The 19,175-nt window shown below is 41.8% G+C and carries 20 protein-coding genes; 14 read left to right on the forward strand and 6 right to left on the reverse strand.

Going from position 1 to position 19,175, the window contains the following annotated elements; all coding sequences use genetic code 11:
• The first annotated feature begins 11 nt into the window (after window positions 1-11).
• From ACYVLS_RS05885 to ACYVLS_RS05900, 4 genes are all read left to right on the forward strand, one after another.
• Window positions 12-1,295, forward strand: coding sequence for a sugar ABC transporter substrate-binding protein (locus tag ACYVLS_RS05885; RefSeq protein WP_460322340.1), 1,284 nt, complete (start codon window positions 12-14; stop codon window positions 1,293-1,295).
• Window positions 1,296-1,356: 61 nt separating this feature from the next.
• Window positions 1,357-2,238 (forward strand): carbohydrate ABC transporter permease, encoded by an 882-nt coding sequence (locus ACYVLS_RS05890; RefSeq protein ID WP_460322342.1) that lies wholly within the window; start codon window positions 1,357-1,359, stop codon window positions 2,236-2,238.
• Window positions 2,239-2,244: 6 nt separating this feature from the next.
• Window positions 2,245-3,072 (forward strand): carbohydrate ABC transporter permease, encoded by an 828-nt coding sequence (locus ACYVLS_RS05895; protein WP_460322344.1) that lies wholly within the window; start codon window positions 2,245-2,247, stop codon window positions 3,070-3,072.
• A gap of 95 nt (window positions 3,073-3,167) precedes the next feature.
• Entirely contained in the window at window positions 3,168-4,196 is a 1,029-nt protein-coding gene (locus ACYVLS_RS05900; RefSeq protein ID WP_460322346.1) for a LacI family DNA-binding transcriptional regulator, read from the forward strand.
• Between the two features lie 84 nt (window positions 4,197-4,280).
• Here the strand turns inward: ACYVLS_RS05900 and ACYVLS_RS05905 are convergent, their stop codons facing one another.
• On the reverse strand, window positions 4,281-4,667 hold the full coding sequence (locus ACYVLS_RS05905) for a DUF302 domain-containing protein (RefSeq protein WP_460322348.1): 387 nt from the start codon (window positions 4,665-4,667) through the stop codon (window positions 4,281-4,283).
• Window positions 4,668-4,875: 208 nt separating this feature from the next.
• On the opposite strand from ACYVLS_RS05905, the gene ACYVLS_RS05910 reads away from it, so the two are divergent.
• From ACYVLS_RS05910 to ACYVLS_RS05920, 3 genes are read left to right on the forward strand one after another with little or no spacing between them, the layout of a single operon-like run.
• A complete protein-coding gene (locus tag ACYVLS_RS05910) occupies window positions 4,876-5,079 on the forward strand; it encodes a PLDc N-terminal domain-containing protein (RefSeq protein ID WP_460322351.1) in 204 nt (67 codons plus the stop codon).
• Entirely contained in the window at window positions 5,079-5,996 is a 918-nt protein-coding gene (locus ACYVLS_RS05915) for an ABC transporter ATP-binding protein (RefSeq protein ID WP_460322354.1), read from the forward strand. The genes ACYVLS_RS05910 and ACYVLS_RS05915 overlap by 1 nt, the downstream gene beginning before the upstream one ends.
• On the forward strand, window positions 5,993-6,757 hold the full coding sequence (locus ACYVLS_RS05920; protein WP_460322357.1) for an ABC transporter permease: 765 nt from the start codon (window positions 5,993-5,995) through the stop codon (window positions 6,755-6,757). Before ACYVLS_RS05915 ends, ACYVLS_RS05920 begins: the two co-directional genes overlap by 4 nt.
• Before the next feature lie 67 nt (window positions 6,758-6,824).
• Here the strand turns inward: ACYVLS_RS05920 and ACYVLS_RS05925 are convergent, their stop codons facing one another.
• Window positions 6,825-7,328: a hypothetical protein gene (locus ACYVLS_RS05925; RefSeq protein ID WP_460322359.1), complete on the reverse strand. Its 504-nt coding sequence runs from the start codon at window positions 7,326-7,328 to the stop codon at window positions 6,825-6,827.
• Window positions 7,329-7,483: 155 nt separating this feature from the next.
• Here ACYVLS_RS05925 and ACYVLS_RS05930 point away from each other — a divergent pair, with 155 nt between their 5' ends.
• The 6 genes from ACYVLS_RS05930 to ACYVLS_RS05955 all read left to right on the forward strand — a co-directional run bounded on the left by ACYVLS_RS05930 (window position 7,484) and on the right by ACYVLS_RS05955 (window position 13,010).
• Entirely contained in the window at window positions 7,484-7,996 is a 513-nt protein-coding gene (locus ACYVLS_RS05930; protein WP_460322361.1) for a hypothetical protein, read from the forward strand.
• 273 nt (window positions 7,997-8,269) lie between these two features.
• Window positions 8,270-9,448, forward strand: a complete 1,179-nt coding sequence (locus ACYVLS_RS05935; RefSeq protein ID WP_460322363.1) for an acetyl-CoA C-acetyltransferase — start codon at window positions 8,270-8,272, stop codon at window positions 9,446-9,448.
• Window positions 9,449-9,458: 10 nt separating this feature from the next.
• Window positions 9,459-10,121: a CoA transferase subunit A gene (locus ACYVLS_RS05940; RefSeq protein WP_460322366.1), complete on the forward strand. Its 663-nt coding sequence runs from the start codon at window positions 9,459-9,461 to the stop codon at window positions 10,119-10,121.
• Window positions 10,114-10,773: a 3-oxoacid CoA-transferase subunit B gene (locus ACYVLS_RS05945; RefSeq protein WP_460322369.1), complete on the forward strand. Its 660-nt coding sequence runs from the start codon at window positions 10,114-10,116 to the stop codon at window positions 10,771-10,773. The genes ACYVLS_RS05940 and ACYVLS_RS05945 overlap by 8 nt, the downstream gene beginning before the upstream one ends.
• Window positions 10,774-10,798: 25 nt before the next feature.
• Window positions 10,799-11,575: a 3-hydroxybutyrate dehydrogenase gene (locus ACYVLS_RS05950; protein ID WP_228587076.1), complete on the forward strand. Its 777-nt coding sequence runs from the start codon at window positions 10,799-10,801 to the stop codon at window positions 11,573-11,575.
• 139 nt (window positions 11,576-11,714) lie between these two features.
• The gene (locus tag ACYVLS_RS05955; RefSeq protein ID WP_460322371.1) at window positions 11,715-13,010 is read left to right on the forward strand and encodes a GntP family permease; all 1,296 of its coding nucleotides are present in this window, start codon (window positions 11,715-11,717) and stop codon (window positions 13,008-13,010) included.
• A gap of 35 nt (window positions 13,011-13,045) precedes the next feature.
• On the opposite strand, the gene ACYVLS_RS05960 is transcribed toward ACYVLS_RS05955, so the two are convergent.
• The 4 genes from ACYVLS_RS05960 to ACYVLS_RS05975 all read right to left on the reverse strand — a co-directional run bounded on the left by ACYVLS_RS05960 (window position 13,046) and on the right by ACYVLS_RS05975 (window position 18,027).
• Window positions 13,046-13,957 carry a LysR family transcriptional regulator gene (locus ACYVLS_RS05960; RefSeq protein WP_460322374.1) on the reverse strand — a complete coding sequence of 304 codons (912 nt, stop codon included), beginning with the start codon at window positions 13,955-13,957 and terminating at the stop codon, window positions 13,046-13,048.
• 639 nt (window positions 13,958-14,596) lie between these two features.
• Window positions 14,597-16,588 carry a type I pullulanase gene (gene pulA / locus ACYVLS_RS05965; RefSeq protein WP_460322377.1) on the reverse strand — a complete coding sequence of 664 codons (1,992 nt, stop codon included), beginning with the start codon at window positions 16,586-16,588 and terminating at the stop codon, window positions 14,597-14,599.
• Between the two features lie 95 nt (window positions 16,589-16,683).
• Window positions 16,684-17,295 (reverse strand): TVP38/TMEM64 family protein, encoded by a 612-nt coding sequence (locus ACYVLS_RS05970; RefSeq protein WP_460322380.1) that lies wholly within the window; start codon window positions 17,293-17,295, stop codon window positions 16,684-16,686.
• Between the two features lie 78 nt (window positions 17,296-17,373).
• The gene (locus ACYVLS_RS05975) at window positions 17,374-18,027 is read right to left on the reverse strand and encodes a metal-dependent transcriptional regulator (RefSeq protein ID WP_460322382.1); all 654 of its coding nucleotides are present in this window, start codon (window positions 18,025-18,027) and stop codon (window positions 17,374-17,376) included.
• Between the two features lie 161 nt (window positions 18,028-18,188).
• On the opposite strand from ACYVLS_RS05975, the gene ACYVLS_RS05980 reads away from it, so the two are divergent.
• The gene (locus ACYVLS_RS05980) at window positions 18,189-19,136 is read left to right on the forward strand and encodes a metal ABC transporter solute-binding protein, Zn/Mn family (protein WP_460322385.1); all 948 of its coding nucleotides are present in this window, start codon (window positions 18,189-18,191) and stop codon (window positions 19,134-19,136) included.
• Window positions 19,137-19,175: the final 39 nt, after the last annotated feature.

A 19,175-nucleotide genomic window follows, 5' to 3' on the forward strand; every position in this document is an offset into this window, starting at 1 on the left:
GGAGGGTTAAAATGAATAAATTTATCAAATCTTTAGGCATGGTATCAACGATTGCGTTACTGGCTGCATGTAATAATGGTGATGATGGAACAACAGATACAGACACGAATGCAGAAGACCAAGGAGAGACTACTAATGAAAACGGCGGAGGAAACGTTAACTTAGCTGTGTGGGGATCTTCACCAGCTGAAACAAATGCACTCGAAGAAACGATAAGTAGTTTTGAAGAAGAAACAGGAATTGAAGTAGAACTCGAAATCATCCAGGACAATTTCCAGGATGCTATGACTGCCAGGTTTGCAGCTAACAATGCTCCGGATGTTTTTTACCTTGAAGCTTTTGCTGCGCCGATGTTTATTGAAAGTGGTGTGCTGGAAGATATATCCGGTGAAGTAGAGGATGTCGATGATTTCTTCGATCCACTAATTGATGTATTCAGAAGTGGAGAGGGACTATATGCTGTACCAAAAGATTATTCTACTTTAGCTCTTTACGTTAATGAAGATATGATTGAATCAGCTGGTTACACTCTAGAGGATATTCCACGCGACTGGGACGATTTGATGGCATTTTCTGAGGAGCTTCAGGGAGAACTTGAAGACAATCAGGCAGCAATGATTTTTGACCAGACATTGGCACGACACTATAGTGCTTTCATCAATAACGGATTAGATCCTGCTGGAGAAGAAGGTAGTGCGGACTTTACCTCAAGTCCTGAAGCGATTGAATATTTTGAATCAATTGTAGAGGGTAAAGAGGCAGGTTACTTGCAGAACCCACAAATCGATATGGGGATTGATTCTGCTGGAGCTGCATTTGGAGCGGGAAGAACGGCTATGATGATTGAAGGAAACTGGGTCATCAGTGCTCTTAACCAGGAATACTCTGATTTGAATTATGCTGTTCTTGAGTCACCTACCATCAATGGAGAAGAACAGTCTATGACATTCAGTGTAGGATATACTGTTTCAAGAGATGCCGAAAATAGAGATGAAGCCATCGCGTTCATCAACTACATGACTAATGACGGACTACAACAATGGAGCGAATTATCTGGTACACTGCCTCCTAGAGAATCAATTGCCGATGAAATGAATCTGTTCGATAATCCAGTTCTGGCTCCGCATGTTCTGGCAGCAGATTACGGAACAGTATGGAGTTCCGGAGAGAGTTTACCAGTGGTAGCATCTGCTTTTGATAACTACTTCCAAGCTGCAGTAAATGGTACAATGACAGTTGAAGAAGCTATGCAGGCTGCAGAAGACGAAGCCAACGCAGAGTTAGATAGAAGATAAAAGTAACTCACTCCAGACGTTTGATTAGTCTGGAGTTGAATTATATAAAGGGGTAGTCGAAATGAGAAAAAAAAGAAACAACAATATCCAAGGGCTTACTTTTATGGCCCCGGCAACATTAACAGCCTCTCTCTTTATCGTTGTGCCGATAGCTTATGCTTTTTTCATGATGTTCTTTAATATCAACTTATTGTCAGGTACTCGAACATTTATAGGATTTGATAATTTCAGAAAAATCATCGGAGACCCAAGGTTCTGGGCAGCACTTAGAAATACCAGTACGTATGTAGGCGTTGTTGTACCGATACAGACATCAATTGCTCTGATACTGGCAGCTTTATTAAACAGTAAAATCAAATTCAATCGTGCGTTTTTAACGGTAATGTTCATTCCGACTCTAACATCATCATCTGCAATGACGTTGATATTTATGTGGTTGTTCAATAATAATGGATTGGTAGTTAATCAGATTCAGCAATTAACTGGAATGAGAATCCAGTTTTTGACTAACCCTGACCTTGCTTTGAGTGTCATTATGATTATGAATATCTTTTCAACTGTTCCGCATTTCATGGTAGTTTTTTTATCCGGATTGCAGGATATACCTACAAACTTATATGAGGCAGCCGCTATTGATGGAGCGACTAAAGTCAGACAATTCTTTCATGTGACCATTCCTCAGTTAATGCCAATTTTGTTCTATGTTGTAACAATGGGAGTTGTTGGGACTTTCCAGATTTTTGATCAGGCATTCATACTGTCAGGTGGTACAGGAGGACCTCAAAATTCTACTCTAACCTTTACGCTGTACATCTACCAATTAGCTTTCACTAGCAATGACATGGGGAGAGCTACAGCAATGTCCTTTATTTTAGGTGTGATTATCTTTACTTTTACAGCAGTGATAAACAAAGTGATGAAAGCAGATGAAATGAATGGGTGATATAAAATGAGAAAAGAAAATCAGACACTTAAAATAATTGTTTATACTATATTGGTACTATATAGTTTACTAACACTTTTTCCATTTGCATGGAGTATTTTAACTTCCTTAAAGTCAACAGCAGAAATCGCAGGGGGAGGTACTTTCTTTCCAGAATCTATTAGTACGTCCGGTTGGGAAACTCTTTTCGAATCTCAATACACGACATGGGTCAGAAATTCATTAGTGGTAGCTTTAATTACCACGGTCTTAAATGTCATATTTAACACTATGGCAGGCTATGCATTTGCAAGGATTGATTTCTTCGGAAGGAAACTTCTTTTTAGTTTAATGCTTCTGCTAATTATGATTCCTGCTCAAGTCACTATGATTCCGCTTTATATCGTGGTTTCTAACCTTAATCTTATTAATACACATTGGTCAATCATTTTGACGTCTATGATAAATATCGCGTATATCTTTATGATGCGACAATTTTTTATTAACTTTCCTAAAGAGGTAGAGGAAGCTGCATCGATGGATGGTTTATCTACATTAGGTATATTCTTTAAAATAGTATTACCGAATGCTAAGCCGGCACTTGCTACTCAGGCAATATTTATTTTTATGGGTGTTTGGAATGAATTTATGAGACCATTGCTTTTTATCTCGAGTCCGGATCTTTATATGCTTACACAAGGTTTAAATGCTTTGTCTAATCAGTTCCGAAATATAACAGCTTGGGACATCATAATGGCAGGTGCAATATTCTCCGTTGTTCCAATCTTTATATTATTTATTTTCTTAAACAAGTATTTCATATCTGCTAACGATAGAAGTGTGGGTGGAAAGTAAGTATATATAGAGTATGTAAGTGATTTTATGATAAAATAATTAGAGTATGTAAAGTTTAGTTGTTCATTATTTTTATAAAAAAGGAGGAAAGCGCAGTGACTACTATTAAAGATGTTGCCAAAGCTGCGGGTGTCTCGGTAGCGATGGTATCTAAAGCTTTAAATAACTATCCTGATGTCAGTGATAAAACGCGAGAGAAAGTTAAACAAACTGCTGAAAAAATGAACTATTCTCCTAATATAGTTGCTAAAAATCTTTCCTCCAAAAATCAGAGGACTATCGCCATAATTACTTCCGGTTTTTTACGTTCAGAGAGCCTGGACAACAGTAACTCGTTTGATTTATTAAAAGGTGTCTATCAGGCAACGGAAGAAGACAACTATGAACTAGCTATGTATTTTACTGAAACAGAAAAACAACAAGTAAAAGACTATGCCAAATTTTGTAGAGAAAGAAACATAAGAGGTGTAGTCTTATCAGGTATTAGACTAGATGATCCATATTTTAATGCTCTGCTTGATACTAATATTCCTTGTGTATTAATAGACGTTAAAGTTCCCATGGAGAATAAGCTCATTGGGAGTGTCAGCATAGACAACGTTGAAGCTTCGTATGAAATGGCTCGCCATGTGATCTCCATGGGTCATAAAAACATAGCTGTCTTGACTGGAGAAGGAGAAGCTGATGTAAATGGTCAGAGATTAAAAGGAATTTATAAAGCAGCTGCTGAGAACCAGATTTCAATTGAAGATAAACTAATCACTGGTGATTTTAAAGAAAAGTCAGCATACAAAAATGTAAAAAAATATTTTAATAACCATAAAAACAATTTACCGACTGCTATTATTAGTTTCAGTGACATAATGGCTTTAGGTGCCTTGAAAGCAATCAACGAAAACGGATTATCAGTTCCAGATGATATCTCCCTTACTGGTTTTGATGGACTTAAAATTATTGAGTACACTAATCCGTCAATCACTACAGTGAAGCAGCCATTCCAAGAGATGGGATATGAAGCAGCTAAATTAGTACAAAGGATTATGGAAGGTAAGGAAGGGAAAAACGAAGTCATAGTGCCTTATGAAATGGTCTGGAATGACAGTGTCAAAGATTTAAATGAATAGAAAATATAATTATAAAAAGCAGTTGTATTTCATTCTAATTAATGAATGAAATACAACTGCTTTTTTAAATCAAATAATGTTTTTTTATACCGCTGCCTTCACTGCTTTTGTCAGAATGTCTTCGACTTCTATCGCTGCATCTTTAAGCGAATCATTTTCGACCATGTCAATTAGTACAGTCGGCTTCAAGACACCTGCGTAGACAGAGTTGTCTTTTTCATAAACCACTACCTTGCAGGGAAGGAAGTAGCCGACTTCAATCTGTTCATCGAGTACATCTTTAGCCAGCTTAGGGTTGCAGACGTCAAGCACGGTGAAATTCGGTTCGAAATCCATGCCCTTGCCTTCAATTTTCTCCTTCAGATTCACTTCATAGAGTATGCCGAACTGATTTTCCTTGATTTTCTTTTTCAGTCGATCAAGTGTCTCTTCGTATGAATAAGCACTTCTTTCTTCATAAGCGTAATTCATGTATTAGCCTCCTAATATAGTATCTTTACTGTTCTATTGTGACTCAGACAGAGAGAATAATCAATTAGTATGCTTACGATAAGTAAGGTTCGTATAAACTGTAAGAATAACAAATATATGCAAAAAATCGGTCTCAAGTCGCTGGTTTTATTCAAAGAAAAATGCTTTACTTAAAATATCTAAACAGTATAAAAGGAGGAATATATAAATGATGCAAAATATAACGGAATACCTGCCGATTCTCATCCCTTTGTTCATTCTGCAGTTGATCCTGCTTGTCACCGCAATTATTCATTTAGTGAAAAATGACCGCCTTACCCAGCAGAATAAAATTATCTGGGCACTGGTTATTGTGTTTGTCAACATTATCGGGCCAATTATTTACCTGATTTTCGGAAGGAAGGACGACTGATGGCTGTTCTGGAAATCAATCACTTGTCCAAATCATTTGGTAGTCAGGAAGTTCTGAAAGATGTGACCTTTTCGGTTGAAGAAGGCTCTGTATTCGGTTTTATTGGGAAAAATGGCGCGGGTAAAACAACCACGATGACGATAGCTCTGGGGCTTCTTAAAGCCGACGGAGGCAGCATTAAAATTAATGGCAAAACCGTAGCATATGGCGATACAGAGACGAATCAATATGTCGGCTACTTACCGGATGTACCGGAATTTTATTCCTTTTTAACCGCACGCGAGTATATGACCTTGAGTGCAGAAATTAGTGGCATCCATCCGAAAGAGTCGTCTGATAAAATAACAGAGTTACTTAAAATGGTAGGACTGGAAGACAGTAAAAAAAGGATAAAGAATTATTCGCGGGGCATGAAACAAAGACTTGGGATTGCGCAGGCCCTGATTAATGACCCGGTTCTACTGATTTGTGACGAACCGACATCGGCTCTGGATCCGATAGGGAGGCAGCAATTGCTGTCCATTCTGAAAAAAGTCAAAGAGAAGACAACGGTCATCTTTTCCACACACATTTTGAGTGATGTGGAGTCGGTCTGTGATGAAGTAGCTATCCTGAATGAAGGAACGATTGTCAAACAAGGGACAGTTAAAGAATTGAAAGACGGTCTCCCTTCAGAAAAGTGGCTGGTGGTCTGTGAGACTGAAGCGCATAGCAAGCTGCTTCTGGAAGCAATCAAGACGGACAACACGTTTCAAGCGGCAGTTCTAGACGGCTTTGAAGTTCATGGTGAATCCAGTGATGGTAGACTGGCCATGAAAAAGCTGCTGAGTTATTTACATGCCTTGTCCATTACGCCCATCCGTATGGAACGGAAAGAAGCAACGATGGAAGAAGTGTTTGTGGAGGCGATAAGATGAGAGGGTTCAAGGCGTTTATAAAAAAAGAAATGAAAGAAAACACTCGAAATTTTCGTTTCCTTATTTTGGGCATTGTGTTTGCCATTGTAGGGCTTTTGAGTCCTTTGAGTGCGCGCTTTCTGCCGGAGCTTATGGAAAACCTTATTGACGACAACATAACGATTATCCTGACTGAGCCCACCTATGTCGATTCCTGGCTGCAGTTCTTTTCCAACATGAGTCAGATGGGCATGGTCGCTTTTGTCCTTGTATTCAGCTCGATTTTTTCCAAGGAGTATGACAAAGGGACACTTGTTCATATGGTGACCAAAGGCCTACCGCGCTTGTCTGTTTATTACGCTAAATTCACGGTCATGCTTGCGTCCTGGACGCTCTTTTACTGGATGAGTGTCGCCATTACGCTAGGCTATACTTTTTATTATTTTCCTGAAGGGACAACTGAAGGGCTGTTTCTCTCGGTCGGAAGCTTGTATCTTTTCGGAATTTTGCTGATAGCTTTACTTATCAGCTCGGCGGCTTTCTTCAATAGTGTTTTTGCCCCACTTTTAACAGTCGGCGGTTTTGTAACATTACTGTTCATACTGAATCTGTTTCCTTTTATTGGAGAGTGGAGTCCGCTTCAGTTAGCCACCCGTAATATTGAGCTGCTCATCAGTACTCAGGCCGACTCTGCTCTCTATCAGAGTTTGTTAATGACTCTCCTGCTGCTCCTAGCCGCGCTGTTTATCGGTGGCTGGTCCTTTAAACGGAAAGAATTGTAAAAAGAAGTGTACACTATAAAAATCTCATTTCAGATAGTTGAAATGAGATTTTTATAGTGTTTTGAAATTAGGTGAACTGAACAAAAATGTCCAGCCCGAGTGGTGATTGACCTTCGACCGCTGCGTCCTGTTCCTTATTAAATTCTATATAAGGGCCTCCAGTGACATAAACAAAAGCCGTCAGCAGATATTTTTTCTGATGCTCTTGAATGGCTTGGGCTTTTTCCTCTGGTATGAAGCCTAGAGGGGTTCCTTCTACTACAACAAGAATTCGATTCTGTTCCTTGCTGTTAAAGTCGACATTGACCGTTGTTATGGTCTCAAACTTATATGTGCGACTGGACAATGGTGTCATGTCTTCGAGTGTTCGTCCTTTATAGTACTGCTTAAAGGGGTCTTCCTCCACCATTGTCTGGACCACCTGGTCAATCGTTTCCTGGTCGGCTTTCAGTTCATGGGCAGTGAGCTTTGTTTCGTATTGAATAGTTGCCGGGCCTGATTCAGCTGTTTCCTCAGGTTGCTTTTTGGGTTCGTTCTTATCTTTCCCTTTAAAAAAATCAAATAATCCCATAGCGGGTCTCCTTCCATCTTAACTGTTGCATGGCTATAAAATAAGAATACTTAAAGTAAAGCTAAGAGTCAATTAATGTAAGGGGGTGCTATCAGTTGCAGTCAGAAGTCAGCCGTGTCAAAATAATAGAAAGGAGCGTTTAGGAGGCAATACGTATGGCAGAAGTATTCTGGTTCAAAGAAAATTCCCCTTTTCCCAATCATCCATTGCCGGTCATTTACTATCCTCAGGCTTTTAAGGAACTATTGGAGGAGAGCACGGACGGGGGCGAAGCGGTTAAAGAACAATTCAAGGCCAACGGCTACACAAACGGCTGGGTTAATGGCATTCACGACTATCATCATTTCCACTCCAATACCCCTGAAGTGCTGGGATGTGTTTCCGGTGAGGCAACTGTCCAGCTGGGTGGGCCACACTCAGATACAGTGACCTTTAAAAAAGGGAATGTCCTTCTTCTTCCGGCTGGTGTGGCACATAAGCGAGTCACCGCTTCAGCAAACTTCAGTGTTGTGGGCGCCTACCCAGATGGTGCATCCCCTGATATGCAGCTGGGTGATGCTGTGGACTATGAACGTGTCCAGAAAAGAAGCTATGATGTCCCCGTTCCTAAAACGGATCCGGTCTCCAATGATGATGGTGCAGTAAAAGAATTCTGGGATAAGCAGTAAAAAGTGCTATACTAAATGACAGGTAAGAAGGCTTATAAGAATGTACTTCTTGTAAGCCTTTTTACTTGTCTGTCATTAAAATAACAAAGGGAATTAAAGAAAGCGTTATTACTATAACCAAAACTTATAGACTGTATAATTTTTAACAGTTAGACTTTCTTTTCAGGACCCGGTATTATCTATTTGTAAGCGATTGCGATAACTTTTCATTTTAGGAATGGCAATCTTACGAGGCAGACGAAAAAGTATATAAAAACTTATAGGAGGAAAACAATGAGAGATGTAGTAATCGTAGAAGCTGGCCGTACACCGGTCGGCTCACATGGAGGGACTCTGAAAGATGTCTCCGCAGTAGACTTAGGTGTATCAGTTGTTAAAGGTGTGATGGAAAGAGCTAAATTAGATCCAAGTCAAGTAGATGAACTGATTTTTGGGAATGTTTTAAGCGCAGGATTAGGTCAGAACGTTGCCCGTCAAGTTGCAATCAAATCTGGTATTCCTAAAGAAGTACCCTCGTTTGCTTTAAATAAATTGTGTGGCTCTGGACTGAAATCAGTGGCTTTGGCTGCTCAAGCTATCATGGTCGGTGATGCAGATGTGGTGATTGCCGGTGGAACAGAAAGCATGAGTAATGCGGCACACGTCATGGAAAATGCACGCTGGGGCAAACGCATGGGTGACATGAAAGTTGTTGATACGATGTTGAAAGATGGTCTGGTCGATGCCTTCAATGACTATCACATGGGAATTACAGCAGAAAATATCAATGATAAATACGGGTTCACACGTGAAGAACAGGATAAATTTGCTTTGACCAGTCAAAACCGTGCAGAAGAAGCGGTTAAATCAGGACGCTTCAAGGATGAAATCATCCCAGTTGAAGTTCCTCAAAGACGCGGCGATGCCGTTGTTGTTGACACGGATGAGTATCCTAAATTCGGCATGACCTATGAAAAGCTTCAGAAACTGCGTCCGGCCTTCAAGAAAGACGGTTCGGTTACAGCAGGGAATGCTTCAGGAATCAATGATGGCGCAGCAGCTGTAATCTTGATGAGCAAGGAAAAAGCGGAAGAACTAGGCATGAATATTCTAGTTACATTGAAAGCTTACGCTAGTGCCGGTGTGAGTCCTGAAATTATGGGCTGCGGTCCGATTCCAGCTTCTCAGAAAGTTCTGAAAAAAGCAGGCATGTCAATTGAAGATATTGACCTGATTGAAGCCAATGAAGCCTTTGCAGCTCAGTCACTCAGTGTTGTTAGAGACCTGAACTTGAATACAGACATCGTTAATGTCAACGGTGGAGCAATTGCTTTAGGTCACCCAATCGGTGCAAGTGGTGCTCGTATATTGGTTACATTAGTACATGAAATGCTGAAACGCGATTCTAAAAAAGGGTTAGCTACTTTATGTATTGGCGGCGGTATGGGAATCGCTGTTGTAGTAGAACGCTAGGAGGATATAGATGGATAAAGTAGTCGGAATTAAAGACGCAATCAAGGATATCAGAGACGGTGATACACTGATGATTGGCGGATTCATGGCCAACGGCGCACCGGAAAAACTGATTGATGCATTAATCGAGCAAGGCGTAAAAGATATCACGCTTATCAGTACAGATACTGGTTTAGTGACAACCGGATCAGGAAAGTTAATTTCCCGTAAGCTGGTCAAGAAATTATACGCTTCTCATATCGGAACAAACAAAGAGACAGGTCGTCAGATGAACGAAGGCGAAACAGACGTTGATCTGGTTCCTCAGGGTACATTGGCTGAACGCATCCGCGCGGGCGGATATGGAATAGGTGGATTCCTGACAGAGACTGGGGTAGGGACTTTAGTTGAAGAAGGAAAACAGAAAATTACAGTGGACGGCGTAGAGTACCTGCTGGAAACACCATTAACGGCAGATTATGCACTTATTCATGCCGCAAAAGCTGACCGCAACGGCAACCTGGTTTACAAGGGTTCTACAAACAACTTCAGCAATGTCATGGCTTCAGCAGCCAAAGTAACCATTGTTGAAGCGGACGAGGTAGTTGAAAACGGTGAAATCGATCCGAACTTTGTGCATACTCCTGGAGTATTTGTGAATAGAGTAGTAGATGGAGGTGCAGTCAATGGATAAGCACGAAATACAGGAATTTATTGCAAAACGTGTGGCGAAAGAACTGGAAGACGGTTCAATCGTTAACTTGGGAATTGGTTTGCCGACTAAGGTAGCAAACTACATTCCAGACGATGTGGAAGTTCTTTTCCAGTCTGAAAATGGCTTTGTCGGACTAGGGCCTTCTCAGACAGAAGAAACGCACGACCCGAATATCGTGAATGCTGGCGGACAGCCGGTTACCATCAAGCCGGGCGGCGCATTCTTCGATTCTGCAGTATCCTTTGGTATTATCCGCGGCGGACACGTTGACCTGACAGTCTTAGGAGCGTTACAGGTTGATGAAAAAGGAAACATTGCCAACTACATGATTCCAGGGAAGCTGGTTCCGGGTATGGGTGGCGCGATGGATCTTCTGAACGGCGCGAAAAAGGTTATTGTGGCCATGCAGCACACAGCTAAAGGCAACCACAAAATTCTTAAAGAATGTAACCTGCCACTGACAGCTCAAGGTGCAGTTGACACCATTATCACTGAAATGGGAGTCATTAAAGTAACTCCGGAAGGACTCCTGTTGACAGAAATCAATCCGGAATTCAGGGTTGAAGAGGTTCAGGAAGCAACAGAAGCTAAGTTATATGTAGACAAAGATTTGAAAAAAATGAAAGCTTAATACACATTATAGGAGGAAACAGGACATGGTAGAGGGACAAGTTGTATTTATTACTGGAGCAGCAAGTGGAATTGGGCACTCAATTGGTATGGAATTTTTAAATGCCGGTGCTAAAGTTGTCTTCACAGATATCAACCAGGAAAAACTGGATGAAGTAACAAAAGAATTACAGGACAGCGGAAAAGACTGCCTGGGCATCAAAGTGGATGTAACAAATGAAGAAGACATCAAGTCAGCAATTGAACAGACTGTAGAAAAATACGGCCGTTTAGACGTATTACTAAACAATGCCGGACTTCAGCACGTATCTCCAATTGAAGACTTCCCGACAGCTAAATATGAATTCATGATTAAAGTCATGCTGACTGCGCCATTCATGGCTATCAAGCACGCTATGCCTATTATGAAGAAACAAGGATTTGGCCGCATCATGAACATGGCGTCAATTAATGGTTTGATTGGATTCTCAGGAAAATCAGCTTACAATAGTGCCAAGCACGGGGTTATCGGTTTGACTAAAGTTGCGGCTCTTGAAGCAGCTGAATACGGCGTAACCGTTAACGCTATCTGCCCTGGCTATGTGGACACACCACTTGTTAGAGGTCAGCTACAGGATCTGGCTAACACACGCAATGTGCCACTTGAAAGCGTACTGGAAGATGTTATTTACCCATTGGTACCACAAAAACGTCTACTGGATGTTTCTGAAATTGCCCACTACGCAATGTTCTTAAGCAGCGAAAAAGCTGGTGGAATCACTGGACAGGCAGTTGTTCTGGACGGCGGCTACACAGCACAATAATAGTTAATAAACCGGGAAACGGTGGGGGCAGATACCGTCTGCTTCTACCGGCCTTTCCATGAACACAGGAATAAAAAGGTATGGGAATGCCTATCAGTACTTAAATTATAGCAATTATTCGGAAAGAGGAGTGACAAACGTGGAAGTATTAGGAATTATAGTAGGGTTATTTATATTAATGGGACTGGCTTACCTAGGGTATTCAATCATCTGGGTAGCACCATTGGCAGCAGGATTTGTAGCATGGACTGGCGGACTCGATTTATTGGAAGCGTACACAGGAATTTATATGTCCGGACTAGTAGGGTTCTTACAAACATGGTTCCCGGTATTCATGCTGAGTTCGATTTTTGGTAAATTAATGGAAGACTCTGGCATGGCCAGATCCGTTGCATTGAAATTGTCTGCATTATTGGGTGAAAAGAGAGCGATCTTAGGTGTATTCCTTTCTGCTGCTGTATTGACTTACGGTGGAATTAGTTTATTCGTTGTCGTATTCGCTGTTTATCCATTGGCTTTATCACTGTTCAGACAGGCAAATCTGCCTAGACGTCTGATACCAGCAACCATTGCATTAGGTGCCTTTACCTTTACAATGACAGCTATACCTGGAACACCTCAGATTCAGAATCTGATTCCAATGCCTTACTTTAACACCACACCAACTGCCGCACCAATCATGGGTATTGCAGCAGCCTTAGTTATGTCCATCGGTGGGTATTTATACTTGATGTGGAGACAGAAACAATTATTGAACAAGGGTGAAGTGTTTGACGAACCAAAAGATAACACAATTATTGAAGTAACAGAAGAGCCACCAAATGTCTTCTTGTCATTGATTCCTCTAGTATCTGTATTGGTAACATTGAACGTATTTGAATGGAACATCGTTGTGGCGATTCTTGTCGGTATTATTTTAATTTTACTGTTAAGCCTGCCAAGAATTAAAAGCATGGGTGTAACAAGCTCAATCAACGATGGAGCGAAAGGCTCTGTTACAGCTATCCTGAACACTTCCGCAGCCGTTGGTTTTGGTACAATTGTTCAGGCTGTTCCTGGCTTTGCAATGCTGACGTCAGCACTGATGTCCATCCCTGGTAACCCGCTTGTTTCTCTAGCAGTTGCCGTCAACTTGCTTGCCGGTGCAACAGGATCTGCTTCAGGTGGTATGGGAATTGCTCTTGAAGCTTTAGGCGAACAGTACTATGCCTTATCTCAGACTTCCGGAATTGCGCCAGAAGCCTTCCACCGTATTGCTTCAATTTCTTCAGGTGGACTGGACGTATTACCGCATAACGGTGCTGTATTGACCTTGCTGACAATTACTACACTGTCGCATAAAGAAAGTTACATGGATATTGCTGTTGTCGGTATTATTATCCCTATCTTATCTTCTGTTGTGGGTATTGCTCTAGCGTCAATTGGATTGGTTTAAAAAGGAAATTAGTAAAAGCGAAGGAAGTAGGGAATCTACTTGCCTTCGCTTTTTTCTATACCATAATATTCTTTCATATAGTTGAATACATAATCTTCCACTCGCGGGTAGCGTTTCTGCTTACGTCGGCAAAGGGCAACTTCCCAGTGAATAGGGTTTTCGATATCAATCCTTACCACTTCGTCCATTGAATAATAATCAGCCACGGGAGACGGAAGCACAGTAATCAGATTAGAATTTCGAGTAGAGTTCAGCAGCAGATCCCACGAGGCTGACTGAAGGGACAGAAGCGGTTTAATCTGTTCAGCAGAGAATTTCTTGAGCAACTGATGGTGAATCATGTAGCTTGAATCGAAAATGGCCATCGGCTGGTTGTGCAAGTCCGACCACTTCAGTTTTTCTTTTTTAGCTAGGGGATGATTCTTGCTCATAAAGGCAGACAATTCGTCTTTTGATAAAGGCACTTCTTCAACAGTATTGCTGTCAAGACCTGTCGGCGTCAGCAGGACGGCTATCGGAATTTCCTGCAGGAGTAAATCTTTTCTCAGTTCTACCGCACCGGCTTCTTTTATTTCAAACCCGATTTTAGGATTTTCAGAAAGCAGTTTTGGAAGGATTTCTGGGAAGACAATCGAAATAACAACAGGGGGAATACCAATTTTTATATTACCTTTGAGTTGTGTGGATTCCTCCTGCAGGTCATCCATCATTTCGGAATATTTTTCAACAATTTCCTTGGCATGCGCATACAGCACTTCACCAGAAGGCGTCAGGTTCTGAAGCCGGCCATGAGATCGCTCAAAAAGCTGGATGTTTTCCATTCTTTCGAGGTTGGTAATGGTTTGGCTGAGGGCAGGCTGAGATAAATGAAGTGTTTTTGATGCCTTGGACATGTTGAAATCCGATTCAACAATGGCAATGAAATAAGATAATTGTTTAATGTCCATAAAAAGTCCTTTCCTGATTCAGGAGTGAATGCTTTGTCTCTATCTAGTATACCAAATATATCCAAGCTGACTACTTGAAAATTCGGGAGAAAACGGACCGTTTTCTTACATTATCAAATGATTGGGGTTTGAGTAGGGACTCAATGCCGATTACCTGCTGAGTGACTGGCAAAAGCGACTTGACCGGTCACTCAATCAGAAAGCCACACTCAGTTCCGGGTAAAACGCCAGTTGACCTGTGACTCAGATGATTTGTTCCTGCCGGTTTAGGGTCAACTGACTGTTGCCCCCGAACTCATTTAGAAGTATTTTTTCGGTTCCTGGTCAAAGTGAGGTTGCCCCGGTACTCGCTGGAGTTATTTTCTCCGGTTAGGGGTAAAATGAGTCTTCCCCCTTGACTCAACTCCTTTAACGGCACCAGTTGCGTGACAAACTAATTTAAACTTAAAAGCCTAGTATTTTTTTAGAAAAATAGGATAAATCATAACTCCAGATTAAGTCTGTTCTGTTATAGGTAATGAAACGACAGCTTGTCTCATCCATTTCTTCTCTCGTAAAAAACAAAAAGAGTTCAGCTTTCTCTCCTAGGTATTGAGAAAGCTGAACTCTTTAGTTTAAGTGATCATAAAAAGTCATGTGTTATTTGGGTGCCACGAGAACGAGCGCTTCTCTCGGGTTAATCAGAAGGCTGTTACCCAGTACATTGCCTAGAGGCGTTAGTCCGGCAGTATGGCGGTTAGCCAAAATCGTCCATTCTTTTGGAAGGGGGTAGCTGCTTTTCAGTTCAACGCGTTCCGGGTGGTGACTGGTGTTTACAACGACAGCCATCATTGACCAGTCTGAGTTGCCTAGTACATCGGGAATAGTATATGCCAGTACATTTTCTCTCAGCTGTGAAAAGTAAATAGCTTCTCCGGTCTGGTTCGAATCATCTCTCAAAGGAGCATAGGCTTGTCTGATCGCTGCCATTCCTCTGTAGTAGTTCACGAGGTCTCTGTTCTCATAGGCACGTCCCCAGTCAAGCTGGTTAACATCTATGGACGACTTGAAACTGTTATCGTCACCAAACTTGGTTCGTCCCCATTCTTCACCGGCCATCAGAAACAGTCCGCCTAAAGAAGTGAAAAGGATGGCCGCATTTATTTTATTCATCTGAATCAGTTCGATATCACGTTCGTAGTTGCTTCCTTTATTGCTGGAAGCGACTAATTTATCGTACAAGGTCAGGTTGTCATGAGCCGAAGCATACGTGATGACTTGACCCGGGTGACGCGCCCACTTCTTTTCTTCCGGCAGATGAAAACGACCGGCGTCAATTTGTGTATTAGCCAAAATGCTGGCAATCAAATCATTCGTTGAGTAAGGACTGTGGTCATGGCCATTCGCGCCTTGTAAAAAGCCGCCTGCTTCCTGTTCGAAAACCGACCCCTTAATCGCATCCCTGAATTCATCGTTAAAAATAGCGATGCCATCGGCTAAATCACCGATATGGAACTTATCTGCCGGCTTGTTGGGTTCAAAAATGGCCACACTTCCGGCGTTCCACGGTTCACCGTATAGGAGAACATGCTCATGCCCTCGCTCATTTAAGGTTTCTCTTAACTGATTCATTGTGGTTACATCATGCAGACCCATCAGATCAAAACGGAAGCCGTCTATATGGTATTCTTCCACCCAGTAGAGAATGGAATCGATAATGTATTTCCGCATCATTTTCCGCTCACTGGCTGTCTCGTTACCGCAGCCTGAACCATTTGTCCATGTTCCATCACTGTTCTGTCGGTAGTAGTAGTCAGGAACGCTTAACTGAAAATGTGAGGTTTCGGAAAAGTAAGTATGGTTATACACGACATCCATCACGACGCCGATATTCTTTCTGTGAAGGGCAGAAATTAGTTCCTTGAATTCCTTAATGCGACTGACAGGGTCTTCAGGGCTGGTGGCGTACTTGCCTTCAGGAACCATATAGTTTTTAGGGTCATAACCCCAATTATAGGCGCGGGACATTTCGTTATTTTCATAATCAAAGACTGGTATTAAGTGAACATAATTGAAACCGGCTTCTGCCAGGTAATCCAGTCCGGCAGGCTGATCAGCTTCACCATTGACGGTGACACCTTCTTCAGTGAAGGCAAGATACTTTCCTCTGTATTCATTTGAAAAAGACGCCTGAGGATCACTGGAAAAATCTTCTACGTGTACTTCCCAGATGACAGCGTCCGTTATTGTTTCGATAGGGTCAAAGGAGTCATTCGCCCAGCCTGAAGGATTGGTTTGGGATAAATCAACGATGGCTGACCGGTTCCCGTTCAAACCGACTGCCGTACTGTAAATATCAGCTGTTTCAGTTTCAGTGTCGTCGTGTAAAAAACTGTAAGTGTAGTATAAGTTCTCCAGGTTCTCATGTACTGTGAGAGTCCAGGCGTTTTCTTTTAAAGTCATCTGTAGTCGTTTACTGGGCTGTTCTGAGTCATGAGTGGTGTAAAGATTGACCCATGCTTTTTTTGCCAGCGGCGACCACACTTTGAAAGTGGAGAATTCAGGGGAATAGGTCACACCTAAATCTGTTCCTGTATAGGTATGGTCCTCCAAATAGGGGATGCGTGTTTCTAATGGTTGGTTGGCATTCATCTTAATTGTTCCTTTCCTGTTCGCTTAAAGTATACCATGATGGAAGGGTTAAGTTGAATGGCTTATTAATAAGAAGTATCATTCTTTCCGCTCATTCAGATAATACCAAGCAGTTCGAGAAGAGTAGTCCACCCGAGGCTGTACAAGGCGATGGACAAGGGTTTGCCCAGTAGAATAATAATAATCACTTTCTTTTTTGTCATATCAGACAAGCCAGCCAGATAACAGACCACATTATCCGGAGCAAAAGGGGTAAAGATGACAGTAGTAAAAAAACGCTCAAAGGCTTTTCCGTGAGTCAGCTTATGCTCGTACTTCCTTACTTTTTTTTCGGAAACGAGTTTGTCCAGTGCCGGCTCACCGTACTTTCTGACAATCAGAAAGGCGAGGATTGACCCGATGCTGATGCCGACATAATTATAAAAGACGCCCAGTATCGGCCCATATAAAACCACGCCTGCGGTTACAGTAATGGCAGACGGGAGCAGGGGGAGAAATAGCTGGAGTGTTTGAAGTATGAGAAAAATAATGACTGAATACCGGCCAAAGCCGTGCACATAGGCAACAAAATCTTCACGGGACTCAAACACGCCTCCCTGCCAGGCGAAATAAATGATAATTAAGGATAGAGTAAAACCAAAGATACTTAATAAATCAATCCATTGGAGTTTACGGTGTGAGGCATCCATATGTATCGGTCCTTCCATTAGGTTCTGTCTCTATTTTATCAGTGAAAGTAAAAAAACGCTCATTTGAGCGCTTCTTTGACAGAATTTGAAAAGACCTTACACATTTTTGTCTACAAGTATTTTGAAGGCGGCTTTGTGACCGATAATGGTCTGGTTTCCGTCAGCTGCTTCCAGTGTCAGCGGGCCATCATAGGGCTCAATGTCCACGAGTGTGTAGTGCTTGCCCAGTTGAACGTCTTTATAGAGGAGGTATTCCAGAAATTCCTTCTGATCATCAACTTCCTGTATTTTAAACTGGTCACCTGTGGTGCATTCAATTAGAGGAGTGGAATCAATATGGGTAATCGTTCCGTCTTTATTTGGAATGACCCCGCCGTGCGGATCAAAAGTCGGTTCACCTAAAAACACATTCAGCCGTTCAATGAGAAAATCGGATGAAACATGTTCGAGCAAGTCGGCATCTTTGTGTACTTCATTCCAGTCGTATCCGAGTTTTTCAGCTAAAAACACTTCCCAAATCCGGTGTTTGCGAATAAGCTGGTTGGCAATACGCAGGCCTTTATCTGTCAATTGCACGCCTTGATAAGGCAGGTGCGTGATGAGTTCTTCTTTTAATAGTCGGGTATTCATTTCAGTCACGGATGCTGCAGAAATCGACAGTGCCTTAACAAGTGCTTTATTAGAAATCACCGTCTCGTGGCCGCCTAATTCATAAATAGCTTTAATAAAATCTTCTTTATTGGGAGTCATCTGATTACCTCTTTACTTTTTGTCTACTATAAAGTTTTACCATATTATCGATTCTGTTGTCAAAATAAGTATATCAAATCAAAGGGTTGACTGCAAAATGTTTTTAGGGTAGACTAAAAATCAAGATAAACATACTTAAATAATGAAAGAAGTGTATAGAAATGAGAGCAGGTAAACTAGTAGGAATAATTGCAGGAGCTATTTTCACAACGGCCTGTGGAGCAGCAGAAGATACAGCAACAGAAGAAATTTCTGAGGATAATCAGCTTAATGTCGTGGCAACAACCTCTATGATGGCTGATTTAATGGAAATTGTCGGTGGAGAAAATGTAGATGTAACTGGTTTGATGGGACCAGGAATTGACCCGCATGATTACCAGCCCTCAACGTCAGATGTTAATGCAATGACAGAAGCAGACATCGTAGCGTATAATGGACTGATGCTGGAAGAGCGCTTTGTGGAAGTGTTCGAGCAGCTGGAACAGCAGGGGGTATTCACCATCATTGCAGCGGATGCGATTGATGAAACGGACTACCTTGATCCTGAAGAAGATGAAGAGGATCTCGAATACGATCCGCATATCTGGTTCAGCATCACGCACTGGGAAGCTGTGACGGAACATGTCGCTGATCAGTTGAGCGAAAAAGATCCGGATAATGAAGACTACTATCAGGACAATGCTCAGGCCTACTTGGCTGAATTAGATGAATTGAGAGCGTATGTTGAAGGACGAGTTGACGAAGTGCCTGAACAGTCCCGTTATTTAGTGACTGCACACGATGCATTTCAGTACTTCGGTGAAGAATTTGGTTTTGAAGTAGTCGGCCTGCAAGGTCTGAATACGCAGACTGAAGCCGGAACAGGAGATATCAGCCAGCTGGCCGGTTTTCTTGTGGAAAATGGAATCAATGCAGTATTTGTTGAAAGCTCTGTATCACCAAGAAATATTGAAGCATTGATTGAAGCGGCAGGAAGCAGAGGACACGAAGTTGAAAATGCCGGTGAACTTTACTCTGATGCACTGGGAAGTGAAACAGACGGTACCGATACCTATATTGAAATGTACCGATCAAATATAGACACAATCGTTGATGGTCTGGCAAATTAATGAGATACTACTGACAGCGATTTATTATAAATAGAGAGA

It is taken from the genome of Alkalibacterium psychrotolerans (assembly GCF_054784355.1).

Coding starts and splice junctions, on each gene's coding strand:
- ACYVLS_RS05945 (WP_460322369.1), top strand. CDS start 10,114: ATGGATAAGCACGAAATACAGGAATTTATTGCAAAACGTGTGGCGAAA.
- ACYVLS_RS05975 (WP_460322382.1), bottom strand. CDS start 18,027: ATGACTCCCAATAAAGAAGATTTTATTAAAGCTATTTATGAATTAGGC.
- ACYVLS_RS05925 (WP_460322359.1), bottom strand. CDS start 7,328: ATGGGATTATTTGATTTTTTTAAAGGGAAAGATAAGAACGAACCCAAA.
- ACYVLS_RS05895 (WP_460322344.1), top strand. CDS start 2,245: ATGAGAAAAGAAAATCAGACACTTAAAATAATTGTTTATACTATATTG.
- ACYVLS_RS05935 (WP_460322363.1), top strand. CDS start 8,270: ATGAGAGATGTAGTAATCGTAGAAGCTGGCCGTACACCGGTCGGCTCA.
- ACYVLS_RS05960 (WP_460322374.1), bottom strand. CDS start 13,957: ATGGACATTAAACAATTATCTTATTTCATTGCCATTGTTGAATCGGAT.
- ACYVLS_RS05890 (WP_460322342.1), top strand. CDS start 1,357: ATGAGAAAAAAAAGAAACAACAATATCCAAGGGCTTACTTTTATGGCC.
- ACYVLS_RS05950 (WP_228587076.1), top strand. CDS start 10,799: ATGGTAGAGGGACAAGTTGTATTTATTACTGGAGCAGCAAGTGGAATT.
- pulA (WP_460322377.1), bottom strand. CDS start 16,588: ATGAATGCCAACCAACCATTAGAAACACGCATCCCCTATTTGGAGGAC.
- ACYVLS_RS05910 (WP_460322351.1), top strand. CDS start 4,876: ATGATGCAAAATATAACGGAATACCTGCCGATTCTCATCCCTTTGTTC.
- ACYVLS_RS05930 (WP_460322361.1), top strand. CDS start 7,484: ATGGCAGAAGTATTCTGGTTCAAAGAAAATTCCCCTTTTCCCAATCAT.
- ACYVLS_RS05885 (WP_460322340.1), top strand. CDS start 12: ATGAATAAATTTATCAAATCTTTAGGCATGGTATCAACGATTGCGTTA.
- ACYVLS_RS05940 (WP_460322366.1), top strand. CDS start 9,459: ATGGATAAAGTAGTCGGAATTAAAGACGCAATCAAGGATATCAGAGAC.
- ACYVLS_RS05980 (WP_460322385.1), top strand. CDS start 18,189: ATGAGAGCAGGTAAACTAGTAGGAATAATTGCAGGAGCTATTTTCACA.
- ACYVLS_RS05905 (WP_460322348.1), bottom strand. CDS start 4,667: ATGAATTACGCTTATGAAGAAAGAAGTGCTTATTCATACGAAGAGACA.
- ACYVLS_RS05920 (WP_460322357.1), top strand. CDS start 5,993: ATGAGAGGGTTCAAGGCGTTTATAAAAAAAGAAATGAAAGAAAACACT.
- ACYVLS_RS05970 (WP_460322380.1), bottom strand. CDS start 17,295: ATGGAAGGACCGATACATATGGATGCCTCACACCGTAAACTCCAATGG.
- ACYVLS_RS05915 (WP_460322354.1), top strand. CDS start 5,079: ATGGCTGTTCTGGAAATCAATCACTTGTCCAAATCATTTGGTAGTCAG.